Source organism: Terrabacter sp. Root85 (assembly GCF_001429185.1).
GTDB lineage: Bacteria > Actinomycetota > Actinomycetes > Actinomycetales > Dermatophilaceae > Terrabacter.
Map to the genome: position 1 here is coordinate 1,196,753 of NZ_LMIW01000008.1, position 20,859 is coordinate 1,217,611.

The window sequence follows — 20,859 nt, forward strand, 5'->3', positions numbered from 1 at the left end:
GACCAGGGGTTACCCGGAGGGTGGTCCATTCCTCATGCCGGTACGCCCACCCGGGACGGGGCGGGCGAACCGGCGAGACGAGGGAGGCTCAGGGGAACGACGTGACGGTGCTCGGCACCCCGACGGAGGCCGAGCTGACCGGCGCCCCGGTGTCGTTGACGACGTGGTCGAGCGTCCCCGCGCCCAGCTGGACGGTGAGCAGGGAGTGCAGGCGCACACCCGGGGTGACGGGCACCTCGAAGCCCCGCGTCGCGTGGATCGTCGGGTCGACGTTCGTGAAGATGTAGCTGCCGCCGCCCCACAGCTCGTGGGTGCGCACCGAGTCGGCGACCTTGTAGCCGGCCCACCCGAGGACACCGTCGTGCTGCCACGCCGCCTGGTTCGGCGCGTCGTAGGGCAGCTCGTTCTGGTAGAACACCGTGCGGCCGCGCTCGCCGTTCCACACGGTGTTGTAGGCCCGGAAGTGCTCGGAGAAGAGGCCTGTGGCGGTGACGTCGTCGCCGTTGACGACGACGCCGTTCTCCGCAGGGTTGACGGTCCACCCGACGCCCTGGCCGTGGTCGGCGCGCCAGGCCCAGATGTCGTCGAGCAGGGAGTGGTCGCTGTTGACCTCGAGGCCCACGGTGGCGCGCCCCGCGAAGGGGCCACCGACGCGGAGGAAGACGTCGAGCAGGGTCGTGGGGTTGCCGGCGTCCGACCGGGTCGCCGCGCGCCCGGTGCCGACCCGGACGAGCGCCGGCGAGTTCACCGGGCCGGCGTCGACCATGAGGCCGGCCACGACGACACCGGGCACGTCACCGATGACGAGCGGCACCGCTCCCCCGCGGGCCGTGAGGCTGGCGAGTCCCATGGCGATGACGACGGTGTCGGCGCGGCGCACCGTGATGCTGCGGTCGACGTCGTAGACACCGGGCGTCAGCAGGAGGTGCTTGCCCCGGGCCAGCTGGCTGTTGATCGTCGTCACCGAGTCGGAGGGGCGGGCGACGTAGAAGTCGGAGAGCGGGACCGAGCGCCCCGGGGTCTGGCCGTTCGCCCACGACACCCCGGACGAGTCAGCCGTGGCCGAGGGGACCCGCACCTGCCACGTGCCCGCGTCGTCGACGTAGAGGAAGGGACGCTCGCGGCTGACCGGAGTCGCGTCGAGCGTCGTGTAGGGCGGGCTGGGGTACGACGTCGCCGGCGCACCCTGGACCCCGGAGAAGACCTGGTTCCAGACGCCGTTGGACCAGCCACCGATCTGGCTGTTGCGCACGAGGTACTGCTGCTGCGAGCCGTTGACGACGAAGCCGGTGCGTGAGTCGGCGATGAACCCGCCGCTGGCGAACTGCGGTCCCGCCGTGCAGTAGTCCATGAGTGTCAGGTTGCCGCCGACGATGTTGACCCGGCGCATGGGCGACGCCTGCGAGGCGGCCCAGAAGTTGCCCGAGGACCGGCAGTCCGTGAGGCCCACGACGTTGATCGTCAGGTTGGACAGCGATCGCCAGAAGTTGTCGAGGGCGATGCAGTTGTCGGGCGCCAGGCAGCGGTTGTAGACGTCGACGTGGCCGTTGATGACGACGTCGGTGGGCAGGGCGCCGAGTCCCGCGACCTCGGTGTAGTAGCCGACGCGCACGATGAGCGGGTCGGCGGCCGTGCCGTAGGTGCCGGGCTTGAAGAGCAGCGTGTAGCGCGAGGCGCCCATCTCGTTGTCGACCTGCCGGGCGTAGACGGCGTCGACGCTCGCGCGGATGTCGGCCACCGACATGCTCGGGTCGTAGATGCGCACGTTCGGGCCCAGGTCCGGCCCGGGTGGCGGTGGTGGTGCCGCCGACGCGCTGCCGGGACCCACGAGGGCGACCGCCGCGGCGATCGCGACGAGGACGGCCGAGGCGCGACGCGCCCAGCCTCCGCGGGTGGGTGTGGACAGGGGGCCAGCACTGCGAGACGTCATCGTCGTCGACTCTCCACGATGGGCTGCGCTCCGGGTGGTCGCGCTCTCACGCCATCATCGTGGGCCGACCGGGCGGCGGCAAGGTGCGCTCTCGTCGCGGGCCGGTACCCTCTCGCGTATGCCGTCCCGAGCCCCCAGGATGCTCCTGCTCGACTCCGCGTCGCTCTACTTCCGCGCCTTCTTCGGCGTGCCCGAGGTGATCGGGCCGAGCGGCGTGCCGACCAACGCGGTCCGCGGGCTGCTCGACATGATCGCCTCGCTCGTCGAGCGGGGTCGCCCGACGCACCTCGTCGCGTGCTGGGACAACGACTGGCGCCCGGCGTTCCGGGTCGAGGCCATCCCGTCGTACAAGGCCCACCGGGTCGCCGAGCCCGGGCCCGACGAGCTCGCCGGCGAGACCGTTCCGGAGGCCCTCGGCGTCCAGGTGCCGATCATCGTCGACGCGCTGACGGCGCTCGGCATCGCCCGGGTCGGCGTCGACGGCTACGAGGCCGACGACGTCATCGGCACGCTGGCCACCGCGTTCAGCGGCCGGATGCCCGTCGACATCGTCACCGGCGACCGCGACCTCTTCCAGCTCGTCGACGACACGAACCACGTGCGCGTCGTCTACACGGCCCGCGGCGGTGTGCGCTCCCCCGACCTCGTCGACGAGGCGTTCCTGGCGGAGAAGTACGGCGTGGCCACCGGACCCGCGTACGGCGACATGGCGGTCCTGCGGGGTGACACGAGCGACGGGCTGCCCGGCGTGGCGGGCATCGGCGAGAAGACCGCGGCCAAGCTCATCACGACCTACGGCACCCTCGAGGCCGTCCGGGCCGCCATCGCTGACGGCGACCCCGCCATCAAGGGCGCCCAGCGTGCCCGGCTCGAGGCTGCCAGCGACTACCTCGACGCCGCCCCACGCGTCGTGGCCGTGGCCAAGGACGCCGCCGTTCCCGACATCGACCTTGCCGCACCAACGGCCGTCGCCGACCCTGCCCTGATGTCACGCCTGGCCGTCGAGCACGGCCTGACGTCGTCCTTCGACCGGGTCATCTCCGCCCTCGGGATCGACTGACCCTGAGCACCGGGAACGGACCGTCCGACCGGTCACGGTACGGTCACCTTTCGGTCGGCCCGACGCACGCCTGAGCGTCCGAGGACTACCCGCGGGTCACCACCAGGCCCCGGAAAGGCGCATACTGAAGGGTGCCCACCCATGGAACGCCCGACCGCCGTCGCCACCTCTCCAGCAGCCCGTTCAGGCCGGCCCCTGCGCCGGACATCGAGGAGTTCTCGGTCGGAGACCGGGTCTCACACCTGCGTCACGGACTCGGTGTCGTCGTCTCGTGCAGCCCCGCCACGGTGACCCTGAAGTTCGAGTCCGGCGTGGTCCGCGTCAACAGCCCGTTCGAGCGTGTGACCCGGCTCTGAGCACCACCTGAGCGCGACGCTCACCCCCACGTTCGGCCGCCACACCGGCGTGGCCCTCGGGCCCAGCTCGGGTGATCGGGGCGTGTCGGGGTCCTCGGAGGCGCCCGGCAGGCACGGCACGACTCGAACCCGGCATGACGAAAGGCCGGTCCCCGAGGGGACCGGCCTTCGTCGTGCGGACTGTGGGTCCGACGAGATCAGCGAGCGATCAGAGAGCGCGGACGCGCATCGCCTGCGGGCCCTTCGGGCCCTGCTCGACGTCGAACTCGACGGCCTGGTTCTCCTCGAGGCTGCGGTAGCCGTTGCCCGTGATCTCCGAGTAGTGGACGAAGACGTCGGGACCCTCGGTCGGGGCGATGAAGCCGAAGCCCTTCTCCGAGTTGAACCACTTGACGGTTCCCTGTGCCATGTTTTTCTCCTTTGGGTGGAAGTGAGTCGTTGCTTGTCAGCGACCCCCGGTCGGCAGAGACGCGACCACTTTCCAGAAACCCTGAAGAAACAGTTGCGCTCGCAATGGCGTTCCTTGCGAGCGTGTGAAGACACGAGCACCAAAAACGTCGACCGGTGCCCCAACCATAGCCGACCCGGTGCTCGCGACGACAATCGTCAGGCTGGGCCGCAGGCCCGGTCGACGCACCGGCCGGTCAGTCCAGACGGTCAGCGGCGACGACGCCGCGCAGCACGCCGTCACTCGCGCGACGTGCCGTCGCCGCCAGGTCCGGGTCCGCCGCGTCGGTCAGCTGGCCCAGCAGGTCGATGACCTGCTTGCACCGGCGGACGAAGTCACCGGCGGCGAGGTCGGTGCCCCGCAGCACGTCCTCGAGACGCTGCCCGCTCGCCCACCGGTGCATGGCCCACGCGAGGCCACCGTCCGGCATACCCGTGCGCGGCAGCGCCAGGGCGCCCTCGGCGTCCTCGAGGTCGGACCAGATCCTGATCATCCGGTCGTACGCCTCGCGCACGTCGTCGTTGGGCCAGCGGGGGGTGAGCCCGGTCTCCTCCCGTCGCGGCTCGTGCACGAGCGTCGAGACGATGGCGGCCAGCGACGGTGGGTCGAGACGGCGCCAGACCCCCTCGCGCAGCGACTCGGCGGCGAGCAGGTCCTTCTCGGTGTAGAGCTGGCGCAGGCGGTCGCCGTCAGCGGTGACCGTCTGACCGCCGACGCCGAGGTAGCCCATCTCGACGAGCAGCTCGCAGATGCGGTCGAACGTCTTGGCGACGGAGTTGGTGCGGCCGTCGATCTTGCGCTGGATGCCGTCGGTCTCACGCCGGAGGCGCCACCAGCGCTCAGCCCAACGGGCGTGGTTCTCGCGGTCCGGGCAGCGATGGCACGGGTGCGCCTTCATCTGCCGACGCAGCTCGTCGACGCGGTCGTCCGACGGGTCGACGTCGGCCTGACGGCGACGCGGCGGCGGGTCGTGCGGCATCGTCGCGCGCAGGGTCGCCGCCAGGTCACGACGGGCCTTGGGGTTGCGGGCGTTGAACTGCTTGGGCACGCGCATCGAGCCGAGCGGCTCCAGGGGCGTCGGGACGTCGTGCAGGGTCAGCCGGCGCAGCTGGTGGTCCTCGGTGACGACGGCCGGCGAGGCCGACTCCCCCTTGCCACCGCGGTTGGGCATGACGACGACGGCCAGACCGCTGTGGCGTCCGGCGGGGATGCGCACGATGTCGCCGATCTTCAGCGACTCCAAGGAGATCGCGGCGGCCGTGCGCATCGACGCGGACCGGGCCTTGACCCCCTCCTTCTCGACGTCGCGGATCTCGTTGCGGATCGCGGCGTACTCGGAGAAGTCGCCGAGGTGGCACGTCATCTGCTCGGCGTAGCCGGCGAGGGCCTCCTCGTTCCGGCGCACCGTGCGGACGAAGCCGACGACGGCACGGTCGGCCTGGAACTGCGCGAAGGACGTCTCGAGGATCTCGCGGGCGCTCTCGCGGCCGAACTGACGCACGAGGTTGACGGCCATGTTGTAGGTCGGCCGGAAGCTCGAGCGCAGCGGGTACGTGCGCGTCGACGCGAGGCCCGCGACCGCCGCGGGGTCGAGGCCACGGTTCCAGAGGACGACGGCATGACCCTCGATGTCGATGCCGCGGCGACCGGCGCGCCCGGTGAGCTGGGTGTACTCAGCGGCCGAGATGTCGACGTGGTTCTCGCCGTTGAACTTCACGAGCTTCTCGAGAACGACGGTCCGCGCCGGCATGTTGATGCCCAGGGCCAGGGTCTCCGTCGCGAAGACGGCCCTGACCCGGCCGGCGGTGAAGAGCTCCTCCACGATCTCGCGGAACGTCGGCAGCATGCCGGCGTGGTGGGCGGCGAACCCACGGGAGAGACCGTCGACGAAGTCCCAGTAGCCGAGCACCGACAGGTCCTCCTCGGCCAGGCCCTGGATGCGCTCCTCGACGAGCCGGCGGTTGGCCTCACCCTCGGACTCGGGGATCAGGCGCATGCCACTCGAGAGCAGCTGCCCGACGGCGCCGTCGCAGCCCGCGCGGCTGAAGATGAAGGTGATGGCAGGCAGCAGGCCCTCGCGCTCGAGGCGCTCGATGACCTCGGCGCGGGTGGCCCCGCCACCGGGTCGACCACCGCGGGCGAAGCCTCGGCCACCATCGCCGCCTCCGGGCCCACGGCCTGCGGGTGCGTCAGTGCCGCGCCGACCCCACCCGGCCCAGTCGTCCCGTCCACCGCGGCGGCCGCCCCCGGACCCACCGCGCGCACCCTTGCCACGCGGACGACCCTTGTCGCGACCGCCGCGCGAGCTGACCCAGTGGGAGTCCCACGCCCCACGACCCTCGGTGCCTCGGATGGCGTGCACGAGGTCGGGGTTGACGCTCACCGAGTAGCGCCCCGGTGCGGCCACGAAGTGCTCGTCGTCCTCGCGGCCGTCGCGCTCCTCGACGAAGAGGTCGAAGAGGGTCTGGCCGACCATCATGTGCTGCCACAGCGGCACCGGACGGTGCTCCGAGACGATGACCTCGGTGTCGCCGCGGACCTCCCCGAGCCAGGCCCCGAACTCCTCGGCGTTGCTCACCGTCGCCGACAGCGACACGACGCTGACGTCCGGGGGCAGGTGGATGATGACCTCCTCCCACACCGCCCCGCGGAAACGATCGGCGAGGTAGTGGACCTCGTCCATGACGACCCAGCCCAGCCCGCGCAGGGTCGTCGACCCGGCATACATCATGTTGCGCAGGACCTCGGTCGTCATGACGACGATGGGGGCCTCGCCGTTGATCGAGGCGTCACCGGTCAGCAGGCCGACGCGATCGGCGCCGTGGACGCGCACGAGGTCGGCGTACTTCTGGTTGGACAGCGCCTTGATCGGCGTCGTGTAGAACGCCTTGCGTCCGGTCGCGAGGGCCAGGTGCACGGCGAACTCGCCGACGATCGTCTTGCCGGCACCGGTGGGTGCCGCCACGAGGACGCCACGGCCCTCCTCGACCGCCCGGCAGGCCTCGGTCTGGAAGTCGTCGAGGGGGAAGTCGAGACGGGCGGCGAACTCGGCGAACCTCGGCCACGTGGCGATCACGCGGGCACCTCCATCGGGGTCACGACGTGCAGGGCACCGGGCACGACCTCGGCGTCGATCGGTAGGTCGGCGAACGTCTCGCCATCGGCCTGTGAGTGGATACCGCTCGCCTCCAAGCGAACTCGCCGGGCGCGATGGATCTCGACGGCCGGGTGGGTGGTGTGGGTTCCGGAGTAGACCTTGGGGAAGACCCGGAGGAACGACGGGATCGACAGCGCGTGGACGATCATGACGTCGAAGAGGCCGTCGGTGACGTCGGCATCGGGACACACGCGCATGCCCCCACCGAAGGACGTCGTGTTGGCGACGGCCACGAGCATCGCCCGCGTCTCGAGGCGGTGACCGTCGAGCTCGACGGCATACGGGATCGGTCGGAAGACCGGGAGCTCACGCAGGACCGCGAGGTTGTAGCGCATCTGCCCCCGCGGCCACGTCATGCGCTGGGCGCGGGCGTTGACGACGGCGTCGAACCCGGCGCCGAGGACGCCACCGAACCACGTCTCGCCGGCCACGCCGTGGGTGACCCGACCGAGGTCGATGTCGCGCGTGCGCCCCTCGGTGAGCAGCGCGACCGCCGACCGGGCGTCACGCACCGGCAGGCCGAGGTTGCGGGCGAAGTCGTTGCCCGTGCCGGCCGCCACGACGGCGAGACGCGACGTCGTGCCGGCACAGAGGTTGACGCCGAGATGGACCATGCCGTCGCCCCCGACGACGACCACCGTGTCGACGCCGTCGACGACGGCCTCGCGGGCCCGCGTGCGGGCCTGCTGGTAGTCGCTGCCCGACACGTCGACGACGTCATGACCGGCCTCGTGGAGCAGCCTGCGCGTCTCCTCGCCCAGCTGTCGGCCGACGCCCTTTCCCGAGGTGGGGTTGACGATCAGGGCGACACGCTGGGACACACCCGAACGCTACAGGGCAGAGGCCTGGTCGTCGGGGACGTCCAACCAGTCGGGCTTGTGCTCCTGCTTGCGCCGGTCGAGCAGGAAGGCGATCCCGACGGAGGCGAAGTAGAGCAGCACCATGGGACTGGCGAGGAAGAGCATGGTGTAGGCGTCGGGCGTGGGCGTCATGATCGCCGCGAAGACGAGGATGATCATGACGGCCGGCCGCCAGCCCTTGAGCATCGCCTGCGCCGGTAGGACGCCCACGACGTTGAGCGCCACGAGGAAGACCGGGAGCAGGAACGCACAGCCGAAGGCGACGATGAACTTCAGGACGAAGTTGAGGTACTGCGACCCGTCCTGGAGGTTGTAGGCGCCCTCGGGCGTGAAGCCGAGCAGGACCGCGACGGCCTTGGGCACCATGATGAAGGCGAAGAAGCACCCCGCGAGGAAGAGCGGCACCGCGGCGACGACGAAGAGCCGCGCGATGAGCTTCTCCTTCTTCGTCAGGCCGGGGACGATGAAGCCCCAGATCTGGAAGAGCCACACCGGCGACGCGAGGATGAGCCCGACGAAGAGTGACGTCGTCAGCTGGAGCGCGAAGGCGTCCGTCATGCCGGCGAAGTTGATGTTGACGACGCCCTCGCGACCGACCTGCAGCTCACGCAGGGGCTTGGTCAGGGCGTTGATGACCTGGTCGTAGTAGATCCAGCCGAGGACCCCGCCGATGATGATGGCGATGGCGCTGATGGTGATGCGGTTGCGCAGCTCACGGAGGTGATCGCCGAGCGACATCCGCCCCTCGGGGTCGCGCTGGCGTCGCAGTGACGGCATTCAGGGAGCTCCGTGTGATGGGGTCGGGATCCGACCCACTCAGAACGTCGTGTCGCGACGGATGTCGTCGGCGCCCGACGTCGGCGTCGTCGTCGGGCTCGGGGTCGCGGCACGGAGGCGGTCGGCCTCGGCGCGGGCCTCGGCGGCCCGGCGCTCGGCGTCGGCGAGACGGGCCTCGGTGGCGCGGCGCTCGACATCGGCGTCCACGACGTCACCCGGCACGGTCGTCTGCGATGCGTCGCTCGGGACGGGCTTGCCGTCCTTCTTCAGCTCGTCCACCTCGGACTTGAAGACCCGGGCGGAACGGCCGAGGCTGCGGGCCATGTCGGGGAGCTTCTTCCAGCCGAACAGGGCGATGAGCACGACCGCGATGATGATGAGTTCGGGGGCACCCAGGTTGGGCATGGTTACGTCTCCTCGTCGAAAGCCGGTCCGGATCCGAACCGTCATGGTGCAGCCTCGGTGCTGCAGGTGTCCAGCATACGTGCGCCCGGTGAACCTGGACCGTGCGGCGCCCGTGAGAACGGCCAACTGACCGCTATGTGGGCACCCGTGGTCACCTGATGGACACAGGTTCCCCGGCCTCGACACCGTCGGCGCGTCCGGTGCTCAGCCGTTCGGGCCGTAGGCCGCCAGCGCGGACCGGGCCTCGACGGCGACGGCATCGACGAGCTCGGGCGGCTCGAGCACGCGCGCCTCTCCCCCGAGACGCAGCACGAGCCGACGCACGAGCGCGGGGTCGGCCACCTTGAGCGTGACCCGCAGCGACCCGTCCGGCCCGCGCTCCACGCCCTCGTTGGGGTAGTAGTCGGCGATCCACGCCGCCCACCGGCTGGCCTCGATGACGACGGTGACGTCGTTCTCGCCGGGGACGAAGACGTCGTCGAGGTCGCGCGGACGGGCGTCGGCGGGCGGCGTGCCGTCGAGGTCGAGCACCGACGCGTCCTCGATGCGGTCGAGCCGGAAGAGCCGGACGTCCTCGGCGCGGTGGCAGTAGCCCTCGACGTACCACTGCGCGTCGAGGTTGAGGATCCGCATGATGTCGACGTCACGCTCGGTCGACTCGTCACGCGTCGCGACGTAGTAGCGCAGGTGGACCCGACGACCGCGGGCGAAGGCGCCCTTGAGGGTCGCCATGGCCGTGTGCTGGCTCCCGTCGTCGAGGTCGAGGTCGATGCGGCCCGTGGGCTCGCCGACGGTCGTCGCGGCCGCGGCGCGGATCTTCCCGAGGGTGCGCTCGGCGACGTCGGAGCCGACGAGCGTCGACCCCAGGGCCTGCAGTCCGGCGGTCAGGGTGACGGCCTCGTCACGCGTCAGGCGCATCGGGGCCGCGATGTCGTCGGCGTTGTCGAGGTAGATGTGGCCGCTGTCCCACTGCGCGTCGATGAGCTCGGCATGGCCGTAGCCGGGGGTCCCGCAGACGAAGAGCAGCTCGAGGTCCTCGACGACCTGGTGCTCGTCGACCCCGAACTCCTGCGCCGCCTCGGCGATCGACACGCCCCGGTGCTGGAGGAGCCACGGGACCATGTCGAGCAGCCGACCGAGGCGCTGCGTGGCGGTCTCGGGCACGCGGCGTGCCGCCGTGCGTCGTGTGGCGCTCATGCGTGCTCCCCCGTCCGGACCGGAACGTCGTCGGGCCGGCCACCCTGCCCCGCCGGCACCGTCTGTGCGTCCAGCACGGCCCGGAGCGCGGACCTCACCCCGTCGACGAGCTCGGGCGGCGAGACGGCGACGGCGTGCGTGCCGAGGGCGACGACGTCGCGCTCGGTCGTGCCGCGGCGGTAGGGCACCTCGATCTCGGCCCACCGCTCGTCGACCTCGGTCGTGCGCTGGGCGTACCGGCGCAGGGTGTGGCCCCTCCCGTGCCGCACCCGCACGACAGCGGTGCCCTCGGGCTCGGGCAGCTGCGCCTCGAGGGCCACCTCGGGCACGTGGTCGGACGGGACGGCATACGAACCCGGACGTCCCTTGCGACGGACGGTGCCCTCGAAGCGGCTCAGACGGAAGGCGCGCTCGTCGCCACGGTCGACGTCGAAGCCGGTGAGGTACCAGCGTCCGTGCCAGTTCTTCAGCGCCCACGGCTGAACGTGACGGGTCGTCAGCTCCCCGTCGTTCTTGCGGTAGTCGAAGGTGATCGGCTGCAGGGCCGACACCGCGGCGTGGACGGCCTCGAAGGCCGGCTCCTTGGTGCGGATGCGCGGCTCGGCACCCGCGGCCACGGACTCGTCGATCTCGACGCCCGAGAGGCGCAGCTTGCGCAGGCCCGCGGACGCGGCACCCGAGATGCTCGCCGTCGACCACGCGCGGGCGGCCAGCGCCAGGACGGCGACCTCGTCGGCCTCGAAGCTGATCGCCGGCAGCGTGGTCTCGCTCGCGTCGATGCGGTAGCCGACCTCGTCGTCGAAGAGGACGTCGAGGACCGTCGTCGTGATGGGGATGCCCATCTCGCGCAGCTCGTCCTTGTCCCGCTCGAACATCCGGTCGAAGGCCTCGTCGGAGGTCGCGGCGGCGTAGGCCGGCAGCGACTCGCGGATCTTCTGCTTCGACACCGGTCGCCGCGCGGACTTCAGCGCGAGGATGAGGTTGAGCAGCCGTTCGGTCTTGTCGGCCGAGGCAGACGCAGGGCTCATCGAGACCTTCCTGAAGGGGCGCGGCGCGTGGGGGGCAGTCCGACGCTACCCGAACATGCGATCGAATAGGGTCACCCCATGATCCAGTGGCGCCGGGGTGTCGTGGTCGAGGTGCGGTCCCGCTGGGCGGGCGCGGTCGAGTATGCCGTCCGGCTTCCGCCCGGTGACGTCGTCCGGGCGCTCGGCTACGTCGACGTCGTCGGCGACCTCACCCCCGGGACCGCCGTGCTGCTCAACACGACCGCCCTCGAGCGAGGGCTGGGCACCGGCGGACTGGCCATCGTCGTCGCCGCCCCCGACGCGCTCCCCCGTCCCGTCGCCGACGTCACGGCCGTGCCGGGCCACGTCGTCAAGGCGCGCTACACGCCCTCCCAGACGATGGTCCTCGGCGTCGACGAGCAGGACAGCGAGCACCACGCCGTGCTGGCCGACGCCGACGACGTCGACGGTCTTCCGGTCGTCGTGGCCGACCTCCACTCGGCCCTGCCGGCGGTGCTCGCGGGCGTGCGTGACTCCCAGCCGTCCCTGCGGGTCGCCTACGTCATGACCGACGGTGGCGCGTTGCCCATCGACTTCTCCCGAACCGTGGCCGGCCTGCGCGAGGCCGGCTGGCTCGAGGCGGCGATCACGGTCGGGCAGGCCTTCGGAGGCGACCTCGAGGCGGTGAACGTCCACACCGGCCTGCTGGCCGCGCACCATGTCGTCGGCGCCGACGTCGTCGTCGTGTCGCAGGGGCCGGGCAACCTCGGCACGGGCACGCGGTGGGGCTTCTCCGGCACGTCGTCGGGCGAGGCCGTCAACGCCGCGGGGACCCTCGGCGGCCGCCCTGTCTGCTCCCTGCGGATCTCGGAGGCCGACCCGCGCGAGCGGCACCGCGGGGTCTCGCACCACAGCCTGACGGCATACGGCCGCGTGTCGCTCGTGCCCGGCGACGTGCCCGTGCCCCTGCTACCCGGCGAGGTGGGCGTGCGGGTGCTCGAGCAGGCCCGGGCCCTGTGCGCCTCGAGCCGGGGACGGCTGACGCTCCACGAGGTGGCGACCGACGGGCTCGACGCGGCGCTGCGCGACACACCGGTGCCGCTGCGCACGATGGGGCGCGGATACGACGACGACCGCGCCGGATTTCTCGGCGCGGCCGTCGCGGGGCGGTATGCCGCCGGGCTGGTTCGGCGCGCGTCCCGCCTGGACTGACGAGCGATGCGAGCGCAGCGAGCGAGTCGGGGAGGGAAGGCGTGACGTCAGGCGCGCCGAGCCCGGCGAGCGAAGCGAGCCAGTCCTATCTGACGTCGTCGAGGTCGACGACGAAGATCAGCGTCTCACCGGGCTTGATGGCAGCGCCCGCGCCACGCTCGCCGTAGGCGAGGTGGGCCGGGATCGTCAGCTTGCGCCGACCGCCGACCTTCATGCCCTCGATGCCCTTGTCCCAGCCGGGGATGACCATGCCGACGCCGAGACGGAAGTCGAGGGCGCTGCCGCGGTTCCAGGACGAGTCGAACTCCTCGCCCGTCGAGTGCGCGACGCCGACGTAGTGCGCGCTGACCGTGTCACCGGCCTTCGCCTCGCGGCCGTCACCCTCGATGAGGTCCTCGACGACGAGGTCGGCGGGCGCGTCACCCTCCGGGAAGTCGATCTCGGGCTTCGTGCGGTTCGGGTCGAGTGCCATGCTGCGTGTTCCCTTTCGTCGGTGAACTCGGTCGGTGGTGCGGTGGGTACCGCGGTCAGTACGCGTCGAGGATGTCGACGACGAAGACGAGCGTGTCGGTGCCGGAGATCTTGGGCGCGCTGCCCGCCTTGCCGTACCCGTCCGCCGGCGGGATGACGAGCAGCACGCGGCTACCCACCTTCTTGCCCACGAGCGTCTTGTCCCAACCGGGGATGACGCCGCCGACGCCGATCGGGAAGTCCGCGGCCGCGCCACGCTGCCACGAGGAGTCGAAGACGCTGCCGTCCTTCCAGAGGACGCCGTGGTACTGGGCGCTGATGGTCTGGCCCTTCTGGACCGTCGCGCCGGTGCCCTGGACGAGCGTGGCCTGCTGCGTCGTCGTCGGGGCCGTCGTCTTGGGCACCGTGACGGTGGGCTCCTTGGTCGGGCCGTTCTTGAACTCGACGGTGGGCAGGCCCGCGGGTGCGGCCGTCTGGGTGCCGTCGACCTGCGTCAGGGGCGTGTGGACGTCCTGGATGTCGGCGACGACGACGATGGTGTCGGTGCCCTTGACGCCGAGCTGGTCGTTGCCTGCGGTGCCGAAGCCCTTCTCGGGCGGGATCGTGAAGGCGATGCGGCCGCCCTTGGTGGCACCGACGAGACCCTCGGTGAAGCCGGCGACGATGTCGGTGCGGCCGAGGCGGTAGGCCTCCGCGGACCGGCCGGCGGCGTAGCCGTCGTCGATGAGCTTGCCGCTCGTGCCGTTGTAGATCTGGGCGCGCAGGCGCACGGTGTCGGCCTTGGTCGCGGCCTTGCCGGTGCCCGGGGTCAGCACCTTGTGCTCGACGGCCTTCGAGCTGATCGGCGTCGCACCGAGGGCGACCTTCGGGGCCGTCTTGAGGTCGACGGCGCCGGTGGCGGTGACGCCCTTGAGGGCAGCCGAGGCCGCGACGGTCGTCGTGGCGGAGCCGGAGGAGCCGGACGAGCTGGACCCGCAGGCGGCGAGGGTGGTCAGGCCGAGGGCAGCGATCAGGGCAACGGCCGTGCGAGCGGCCGGACGGTTGGGGCGCACAGGGGAAGACTTTCGGTCGGGGCGGGCGGGCGTGGAGGTCCCGCAGGGCAAATCCCAGCCACTGTAACGCTCACCCTTGTGCGCGCTTCACAGCGCACTGACAGGTCCGCACAGGTCCGGTCGGCACCCGTGGGTCAGAGCGGTCGCTGGATCGTGGGCGACCGGTCGATGGTCTCCATGAGGCGCTCGACCCGCTCGTCCACCGAGCGGAACGGGTCCTTGCACAGCACGGTGCGCTGCGCCTGGTCGTTGAGCTTGAGGTGCACCCAGTCGACCGTGAAGTCCCGGCCGTGGGCCTGCGCGGCACGGATGAAGTCGCCGCGCAGCTTGGCCCGCGTCGTCTGCGGCGGGCGCACCTTCGCCTCGAAGATCTCGACGTCGGAGGAGACGCGGGCCGTCCGCCCGTGGCGCTGGAGCAGGTAGAAGAGGCCGCGTCGCCGGTTGATGTCGTGGTAGGCGAGGTCGATCTGCTGGATCCGCGCGTCGGTGAGCGCGAGCCCGTGCTTGGCGCGGTAGCGCTCGATGAGGCGGTACTTGATGACCCAGTCGATCTCGGTGTCGATCGCGGCGAGGTCACCCGACCCGATGGCGTCGAGGGCCCGGCCCCACAGGTCGATGACCTGCTTCGTGTCGGGGCTGTCCATGCCCTCGCGGTCGACGAACTCGATGGCCTTGTCGAGGTACTCGCGCTGCATGTCGAGGGCCGACAGCTCGCGGCCGTTGGCGAGCCGGACGGTGGCCCGTCCCGTCGGGTCGTGGCTCATCGTCCGGATCGCGCGGATGGGGTTCTCCATGGAGAGATCGCGCATGACGACGCCCGACTCGATCATCCGCAGGACGAGGTCGGCACTGCCCACCTTGAGCAGGTTGGTCGTCTCGGACATGTTGGAGTCGCCGACGATGACGTGCAGGCGGCGGTACTTCTCGGCATCGGCGTGCGGCTCGTCCCGGGTGTTGATGATGGGCCGGCTCCGGGTCGTGGCCGACGACACGCCCTCCCAGATGTGGTCGGCGCGCTGGCTCACGGCGAAGCTCGCCCCGTGCGCGGTGGCGACGACCTTGCCGGCGCCGCACGTGATCTGACGGCTGATGAGGAACGGGATGAACATGTCGGAGACGCGCTGGAAGTCGCCCGACCGGCCGTAGCAGTAGTTCTCGTGGCAGCCGTAGGAGTTGCCGGCGGAGTCGGTGTTGTTCTTGAAGACGAAGATCTCGCCCTCGACGCCGTCGTCACGCAGCCTGCCCTGGGCGTCCTCGACGAGGCCCTCGAGGATGCGCTCCCCCGCCTTGTCCTGGATGACGAGCTCGCGCACCGAGTCGCACTCGGCGGTGGCGTACTCCGGGTGGGACCCCACGTCGAGGTAGAGCCGGGCGCCGTTGCCGAGGAAGACGTTGCTCGACCGGCCCCAGGCGACGACGCGGCGGAAGAGGTAGCGGGCGACCTCGTCCGGAGTCAGCCGACGCTGGCCCTGCGTGGTGCAGGTGACGCCGTACTCGTTCTCGATCCCGAAGATCCGCCGCTCCATGAACCAACTCTAGGCGGCGGGTCCCGCGGCCGTCGGGCACGACCACCCGTCGGCGCGGCTGCTCGCGCCCATCCGGGCGCGAGCAGACCTGCCGAGCCACCCGCCCGAGGCGCCGGCACGACCCTCCCAGGGGGTTCCGACGGGCGCGGGGCCGGTCCGTGTCTCGGTGTCGCGACGATCGTTCCGGCACGGTGTCCCACAGGCCGACGTCTGTGATAGTCAGTCTGGTGTGGCTGTCACAATGGCCGCTGTCCCCTCTTGCCGTACCCCTCCACGATCCCCTGCATTGGACGGAAATGATCGACAGACCGCACTTCAAGTTCTCCCGCCGCGGCTACGAGCCCGAAGAGGTTGACTCCTTCATCGAGTCGCAGAACCGCACCCTGCAGGCGGCCAAGAAGGATGCCGCCGAGCGGAGCGTCGAGCTGACCAAGCTCAACGCCGCCCTCACCGACCTCCGGGGACAGCTGGGTCAGCAGTCGCGGGTCATGGCCGACCTCAAGAAGAACAGCTCGCCCGCCCCGGCCCAGACGTTCGCCGACCTCGGTGAGCGCATCGCCCAGATCCTGGCGCTCGCCGACCAGGAGGCCGGCGAGATGCGCACCCGGGCCAACGGCGAGGCCGACGAGATCCGCGAGCGCGCCAACCGGGCCGCCTCCGAGCTCAAGGCGACGACCGCGACCTACGCCGAGCAGGCTCGCGCCCGCGCCGACGAGGAGGCCGTCCGCATCATCGCGCAGGCCAACCGCGAGGCTCAGGCCATCGTTGCCGAGGCCCAGAGCGTCACCGCGGCCCAGCGGCAGGAGGCCGCGGCGGAGTACGAGTCGCACCGCCTCAAGGCCTCCACCGCGTCCGCCGAGCTCGAGGTCAAGCTCGCTGCGCGCCGTGAGTCGGCCGACGCCGAGTTCGAGGCTCGTCGCCAGCAGCAGGAGGCCGCGCTCAACGAGAGCGAGTCCCGCCTGCGTCAGCTGACCGAGCGTGCCGAGCACGACGCGCACGAGATGCGCGCCAGGGCCGAGCGCCTGCTCGAGAACGCCCAGGCCCAGTCCGACCAGATCGTGTCCGAGGCGCGCGACCACGCCTCACGCCTGCGTGAGGAGTCCGACCGCGAGCTCGCCGCCGCGACGGCCCAGCGCGACAGCATCACCGCGCAGCTCGGCAACGTCCGTCAGATGCTCGCCACCCTCGGCGGCGGTGCCCTCATGGACACGCTCGGCGCCCCGGACAAGCCGGCGCAGCCGCCGCAGGTGGCCGACGTCCAGCAGCCCGTCCCGGCCGTCCAGCAGGCCTCGGATGCCGACGACGAGAGCGCCGAGCAGACCTCCCCCGAGGCTGTCTCGTCCGACGCCGAGAAGGCCGAGCAGGCCGACGAGGACGCTCAGCCCGCGGCCGACGCCGACGCCGAGCAGGGCGACGAGGAGCAGGACGACGCAGCGGGCGAGGGCTCGTCGTACGGCTCGGACCAGTCGTCGTACTACCAGCGCAGCGCCTCGAGCGACCGGGTCGGCGCGCAGCGCCGCTGACGCACCGTCGTGGCCCCAGAGCCGGGGTCACTGCACACCGCGCGACACGAAGGCCGCCCACCATCTCGGTGGGCGGCCTTCGTCGTGTGCACCTCGGTGCGATTGCCGGCTCGTCAGGAAGGCGGTGTCGGGGATCCGGGACCGTCCGCGGGGCTCGCTGAGCTCGCCGAACCACCCTCTCCCGCAACGGTCTCCGTCGACCCCGGACCGGCGGTGACCTCGGCGGCCCCAGGCGCCTCGACGAGCAACCGCGTCAGCAGCGGACCGACGATGCGCCGGAACGAGCGCCGGGGACGGTCGCGGTCGAGCACCGCCACCTCGAGCTGGCCCTCGTCGAGGGCGCGGCGCTCGCCGTTCTCGCCGGCACCGAGCACGTCGACGGCCAGTCGCAGGACCTCGGCCAGGGTCATGCCCGGCCGCCAGCCCGTGCCGAGACGCTCCTCGGCGGCGTCGCTGGCGCCGCCCATCGCCACGAAGCCCTGCTCGTCGGCGACCGACCCGTCGTAGGTGAGCCGGAAGATCTGGTCGGTGTCGCTGTCGACCCCGACCTCGGCCACGACGATCTCGATCTCGAACGGCTTGGACTCCTGGGTGAACACTGCCCCGAGCGTCTGGGCGTACGTGTTGGCGAGGGCCCGAGCCGTGACGTCGGTGCGGTCGTAGGAGTAGCCGCGCAGGTCGGCATAGCGGATGCCGGCGACCCGCAGGCTCTCGAACTCGTTGTACCGACCGACCGCGGCGAAGGCGATGCGGTCGTAGATCTCCGACACCTTGTGCAGGGCTCGCGAGGGGTTCTCGGCGACGAACGCGATGCCGCGGTCGTAGCCGACGACGATGACCGAGCGTCCACGCGCGATCCCCTTGCGCGCGAAGTCGGCCCGGTCCTTCATGACCTGCTCGGGCGGGACGTAGAACGGCATGCTCATCGGGCGCCTCCCGGGTTGTCGCGACGGGCGGCCACGACGCGCTGCACGTGTCCCTCGAGGACGTCGGACGCGACGAACCGGGCGCCGGAGTGGTCCACCACGGCGACGGTCGGCCAGATCTGGCGGCCGAGGTCGGGGCCACCGGTGGCGGAGTCGTCGTCGGCGGCGTCGTAGAGCGCCTCGATGGCGACCGACACCGCCTGCTGCTCCTCGAGACCCGGCCGCCACAGCTTCTTGAGGGCGCCGCGGGCGAAGACGGATCCCGAGCCGGTCGAGTGGTGACCACCCTCGATGTAGCAGCCGCCCGTGACGTCGTAGGAGTAGATCCGCCCGGTGGCCGACTCGAGGTCGAAGCCGGCATAGGTCGGGACCACGGTGAGGCCCTGCATGGCGAGGGAGAGGTTGCCCCGGATCATCGAGGCGAGGCGGTTGGCCTTGCCCTCGAGCGACATGATGGCGCCCTCGATCTTCTCGTAGTGCTCGAGCTCGACCTGGTAGAGCCGGACGAGCTCGATCGCGATCCCGGCCGTGCCGGCGATCCCGACGACGCTGTAGTCGTCGGCGGCGAAGACCTTCTCCATGTCCCGGTTGGCGATGACGTTGCCCATCGTGGCGCGGCGGTCGCCGGCCATGACGACTCCCCCGTCGAAGAGCAGCGAGACGATGGTCGTGCCGTGCGGCGCCTCGATGCTCGCCCCGGACGGCAGGCGCCGACCCGAAGGCAGCAGCTCAGGACGGTAGGCGGAGACGAACTCGCTGAACGACGAGGACCCCGCGCTGAGGAAGGCGTCGTCGAGCCGCCGAGGCCGCCCCGGGGACCACTGGGTCACTGGCCGCCCTTCTGCACGAAACCGCGGACGAACTCCTCGGCGTTCGACTCGAGGACACCGTCGATCTCGTCGAGGACGCTGTCGATGTCGTCGGACAGGCCCTCCTTGACGGCAGCCCCGGCGGGCGCGGTCGGCGGCGCCTCCGGTGTCTCCGGCGGCTCCTCGTCACGACGCTGCGGCTTGACGTGCTCCTGACCCGGCATGGCTACCTCCCAGACGTGAACGACCTCGTCCCCCGACCCTAACCCGTGTGCGCCCCGCGGTCCGAGCACCCACCGCCGACGGTGGACGCGCCTCTCCCCCGGCGCTGCTCACGACGGCGCCCGGGAACCGACGGCCACCGGCGGACGGCGCCGACCGACACGGTCGGCAACCGCTCGGCGAGATGTCTCCAGGACACACGGGGTGGGCCCGGACGAGATCGGACTGGCACCGCCCCTTTGAGGGGCTGAGACTGCGGGCGGTCGTGCTGCTCGGGACCGCGCCGTGGAGGCGCTCGTGCACGCTGGGGTGCGCAGGGCCGAGGAGGCCGTGGCGTTGCCTACTCGGGCGTGGCCAGGCCGCGGAGCAGCTCGCCCACGTCGGCGCTCTGCTCGAGCAGCGTGCCGACCTGCGCCCGGGTGCCGCGCTCCGGCTCGAGGATGGGGACCCGCTGCAGACTGGCCCGACCCGGCACGTCGAAGACGACCGAGTCCCAGCTGGCCGAGAAGACCTGGCCGGTGAAGCGGCGGACGCACTCGCCACGGAACCACGCGCGGGTGTCCTCCGGTGGCGTCGTCTGGGCCGCCTTGACCTCCTCGGGCGTCACGAGGTCACGGAGCAGCCCGCGGTCACGCAGCCGGTGCACGAGCCCCTTCTCGGGGCGCACGTCAGCCCACTGGATGTCGATGGCCGCGAGTCGGTGGTCGTCCCAGGCGAGGCCGTCACGGGCCCGGTAGCCCTCGAGGAGCTGCAGCTTGGCGACCCAGTCGAGCAGGGGTGCACACGACATGACGTCGCGCCCGAGACCGGTGAGGACCTCCTCCCACAGGCCCATGACCTCGGCGGTCGCCTCGGCCTCGGGGTCGTCGCCGCGCCGGTCGAGCCAGACGCGGGCGGCCTCGAGGTACATCCACTGGAGGTCGAGCGCCGTGACGCTGCGTCCGTCGACGAGCTCGACGGTCGCGGTGAGCGTCGGGTCGTGCGAGACGGTCTGGAGTGCGGCGACCGGTCGGCGGACCGACCAGTCCTCGGTGAGGTGGCCGTCCTCGATCATCCCGAGCACGAGCGACGTCGTGCCGGTCTTGAGCAGGGTCGCGACGTCGAGGTGGTTCGCGTCGCCGATGATGACGTGGAGGCGCCGGTAGCGGTCGGCCACGGCGTGGGGCTCGTCGCGGGTGTTGATGATCGGGCGCTTGAGGGTCGTCTCGAGGCCGACCTCGGTCTCGAAGAAGTCGGCGCGCTGGGAGATCTGGTAGCCCGCTCCCCTGCTGTCGACGCCGATCCCGACCCGGCCGGCACCGCAGACGACCTGACGCGTCACGAAGAACGGGATGAGGTGCCGCACGATGTCGGGGAACGCGGTGCGCCGTGGCATGAGGTAGTTCTCGTGCGTGCCGTAGGACTGGCCCTTGCCGTCGGCGTTGTTCTTGTAGAGGTTGACCGGCGGCTGCCCCGGACGACCGGCGAGCAGGCGCACCGACTCGAGCGCGATCGCGTCACCCGCCCGGTCCCAGGTCACGGCGTCGCGCGGCAGGGTGACCTCGGGAGAGCTGTACTCGGGGTGGGCGTGGTCGACGTAGTAGCGGGCGCCGTTGGTCAGCACGACGTTGGCCAGCGTCGGGTCCTCGATGTCGGTCAGCTGGCTCGGGTCGGCGGTCTGCCGGTCGAGCTGCCAGCCGCGCGCGTCGCGCAGCGGGTCCTCGAAGGCGTAGTCCCAGCTCGACTGGTTGGACCGGATCCCCTGCGCGGCGGCGTAGACGCTGATGACCTGGCCCGACAGGAACATCGGGTTGGCCATCGGGTCGCCGGGCACGGAGATGCCGTACTCGGTCTCGAGCCCCATGATCCGCCGCACCGTCATGGCCCGACGATAACCGTCCCGACCGCGCGCGCCGCGTCCGGTCTCGTCCGGACCGAGGGC

General features: G+C 71.4%; 19 protein-coding genes. 4 read left to right on the top strand and 15 right to left on the bottom strand.

What is annotated here, in order from left to right; all coding sequences use genetic code 11:
* Positions 1–88 precede the first annotated feature (88 nt).
* Positions 89–1,930 carry a hypothetical protein gene (locus tag ASE25_RS12010; protein WP_056825573.1) on the bottom strand — a complete coding sequence of 614 codons (1,842 nt, stop codon included), beginning with the start codon at positions 1,928–1,930 and terminating at the stop codon, positions 89–91.
* Positions 1,931–2,048: 118 nt separating this feature from the next.
* Between ASE25_RS12010 and ASE25_RS12015 the strand changes: the two genes are divergently transcribed.
* Together ASE25_RS12015 and ASE25_RS12020 are read left to right on the top strand one after the other, a co-directional pair.
* Positions 2,049–2,990, top strand: a complete 942-nt coding sequence (locus ASE25_RS12015; protein ID WP_056825575.1) for a 5'-3' exonuclease — start codon at positions 2,049–2,051, stop codon at positions 2,988–2,990.
* Between the two features lie 131 nt (positions 2,991–3,121).
* Positions 3,122–3,346 carry a hypothetical protein gene (locus ASE25_RS12020; protein WP_056777046.1) on the top strand — a complete coding sequence of 75 codons (225 nt, stop codon included), beginning with the start codon at positions 3,122–3,124 and terminating at the stop codon, positions 3,344–3,346.
* Positions 3,347–3,554: 208 nt separating this feature from the next.
* On the opposite strand, the gene ASE25_RS12025 is transcribed toward ASE25_RS12020, so the two are convergent.
* The 7 genes from ASE25_RS12025 to ASE25_RS12055 all read right to left on the bottom strand — a co-directional run bounded on the left by ASE25_RS12025 (position 3,555) and on the right by ASE25_RS12055 (position 11,218).
* Positions 3,555–3,755, bottom strand: a complete 201-nt coding sequence (locus tag ASE25_RS12025) for a cold-shock protein (protein WP_020144233.1) — start codon at positions 3,753–3,755, stop codon at positions 3,555–3,557.
* A 235-nt stretch (positions 3,756–3,990) separates the two neighbouring features.
* A complete protein-coding gene (locus ASE25_RS12030; protein WP_056825576.1) occupies positions 3,991–6,870 on the bottom strand; it encodes an RNA helicase in 2,880 nt (959 codons plus the stop codon).
* A complete protein-coding gene (locus ASE25_RS12035; RefSeq protein ID WP_056825577.1) occupies positions 6,867–7,772 on the bottom strand; it encodes a diacylglycerol kinase in 906 nt (301 codons plus the stop codon). The genes ASE25_RS12030 and ASE25_RS12035 overlap by 4 nt, the downstream gene beginning before the upstream one ends.
* Before the next feature lie 9 nt (positions 7,773–7,781).
* Positions 7,782–8,588, bottom strand: coding sequence for a twin-arginine translocase subunit TatC (gene tatC / locus ASE25_RS12040; RefSeq protein ID WP_235508651.1), 807 nt, complete (start codon positions 8,586–8,588; stop codon positions 7,782–7,784).
* Positions 8,589–8,627: 39 nt separating this feature from the next.
* A complete protein-coding gene (gene tatA, locus ASE25_RS12045) occupies positions 8,628–8,993 on the bottom strand; it encodes a Sec-independent protein translocase subunit TatA (protein ID WP_056777035.1) in 366 nt (121 codons plus the stop codon).
* Between the two features lie 204 nt (positions 8,994–9,197).
* Entirely contained in the window at positions 9,198–10,190 is a 993-nt protein-coding gene (locus ASE25_RS12050) for a YafY family protein (RefSeq protein WP_056777031.1), read from the bottom strand.
* Positions 10,187–11,218: a YafY family protein gene (locus ASE25_RS12055; protein WP_056825579.1), complete on the bottom strand. Its 1,032-nt coding sequence runs from the start codon at positions 11,216–11,218 to the stop codon at positions 10,187–10,189. Before ASE25_RS12055 ends, ASE25_RS12050 begins: the two co-directional genes overlap by 4 nt.
* A gap of 78 nt (positions 11,219–11,296) precedes the next feature.
* On the opposite strand from ASE25_RS12055, the gene ASE25_RS12060 reads away from it, so the two are divergent.
* On the top strand, positions 11,297–12,409 hold the full coding sequence (locus ASE25_RS12060) for a DUF3866 family protein (RefSeq protein WP_056825581.1): 1,113 nt from the start codon (positions 11,297–11,299) through the stop codon (positions 12,407–12,409).
* Between the two features lie 85 nt (positions 12,410–12,494).
* Here the strand turns inward: ASE25_RS12060 and ASE25_RS12065 are convergent, their stop codons facing one another.
* The 3 genes from ASE25_RS12065 to pafA all read right to left on the bottom strand — a co-directional run bounded on the left by ASE25_RS12065 (position 12,495) and on the right by pafA (position 15,458).
* Entirely contained in the window at positions 12,495–12,881 is a 387-nt protein-coding gene (locus ASE25_RS12065; protein WP_020144225.1) for an FKBP-type peptidyl-prolyl cis-trans isomerase, read from the bottom strand.
* A gap of 55 nt (positions 12,882–12,936) precedes the next feature.
* Entirely contained in the window at positions 12,937–13,932 is a 996-nt protein-coding gene (locus ASE25_RS12070; protein WP_056825583.1) for an FKBP-type peptidyl-prolyl cis-trans isomerase, read from the bottom strand.
* 134 nt (positions 13,933–14,066) lie between these two features.
* Positions 14,067–15,458 (bottom strand): Pup--protein ligase, encoded by a 1,392-nt coding sequence (gene pafA, locus ASE25_RS12075; protein ID WP_056777019.1) that lies wholly within the window; start codon positions 15,456–15,458, stop codon positions 14,067–14,069.
* A gap of 296 nt (positions 15,459–15,754) precedes the next feature.
* Here pafA and ASE25_RS12080 point away from each other — a divergent pair, with 296 nt between their 5' ends.
* Positions 15,755–16,981 carry a hypothetical protein gene (locus ASE25_RS12080; protein ID WP_056825585.1) on the top strand — a complete coding sequence of 409 codons (1,227 nt, stop codon included), beginning with the start codon at positions 15,755–15,757 and terminating at the stop codon, positions 16,979–16,981.
* Between the two features lie 113 nt (positions 16,982–17,094).
* Here ASE25_RS12080 and prcA read toward each other — a convergent pair whose 3' ends face one another.
* From prcA to dop, 4 genes are all read right to left on the bottom strand, one after another.
* Positions 17,095–17,907 (bottom strand): proteasome subunit alpha, encoded by an 813-nt coding sequence (prcA, locus tag ASE25_RS12085; protein WP_056825586.1) that lies wholly within the window; start codon positions 17,905–17,907, stop codon positions 17,095–17,097.
* Complete coding sequence (gene prcB, locus ASE25_RS12090; protein WP_056777011.1) at positions 17,904–18,737, bottom strand: proteasome subunit beta; 834 nt, start codon at positions 18,735–18,737, stop codon at positions 17,904–17,906. The genes prcA and prcB overlap by 4 nt, the downstream gene beginning before the upstream one ends.
* Positions 18,734–18,940, bottom strand: coding sequence for a ubiquitin-like protein Pup (locus ASE25_RS12095; protein WP_056756869.1), 207 nt, complete (start codon positions 18,938–18,940; stop codon positions 18,734–18,736). Before ASE25_RS12095 ends, prcB begins: the two co-directional genes overlap by 4 nt.
* Positions 18,941–19,278: 338 nt before the next feature.
* Complete coding sequence (gene dop, locus ASE25_RS12100; protein ID WP_304437917.1) at positions 19,279–20,799, bottom strand: depupylase/deamidase Dop; 1,521 nt, start codon at positions 20,797–20,799, stop codon at positions 19,279–19,281.
* Between the last annotated feature and the right edge of the window lie 60 nt (positions 20,800–20,859).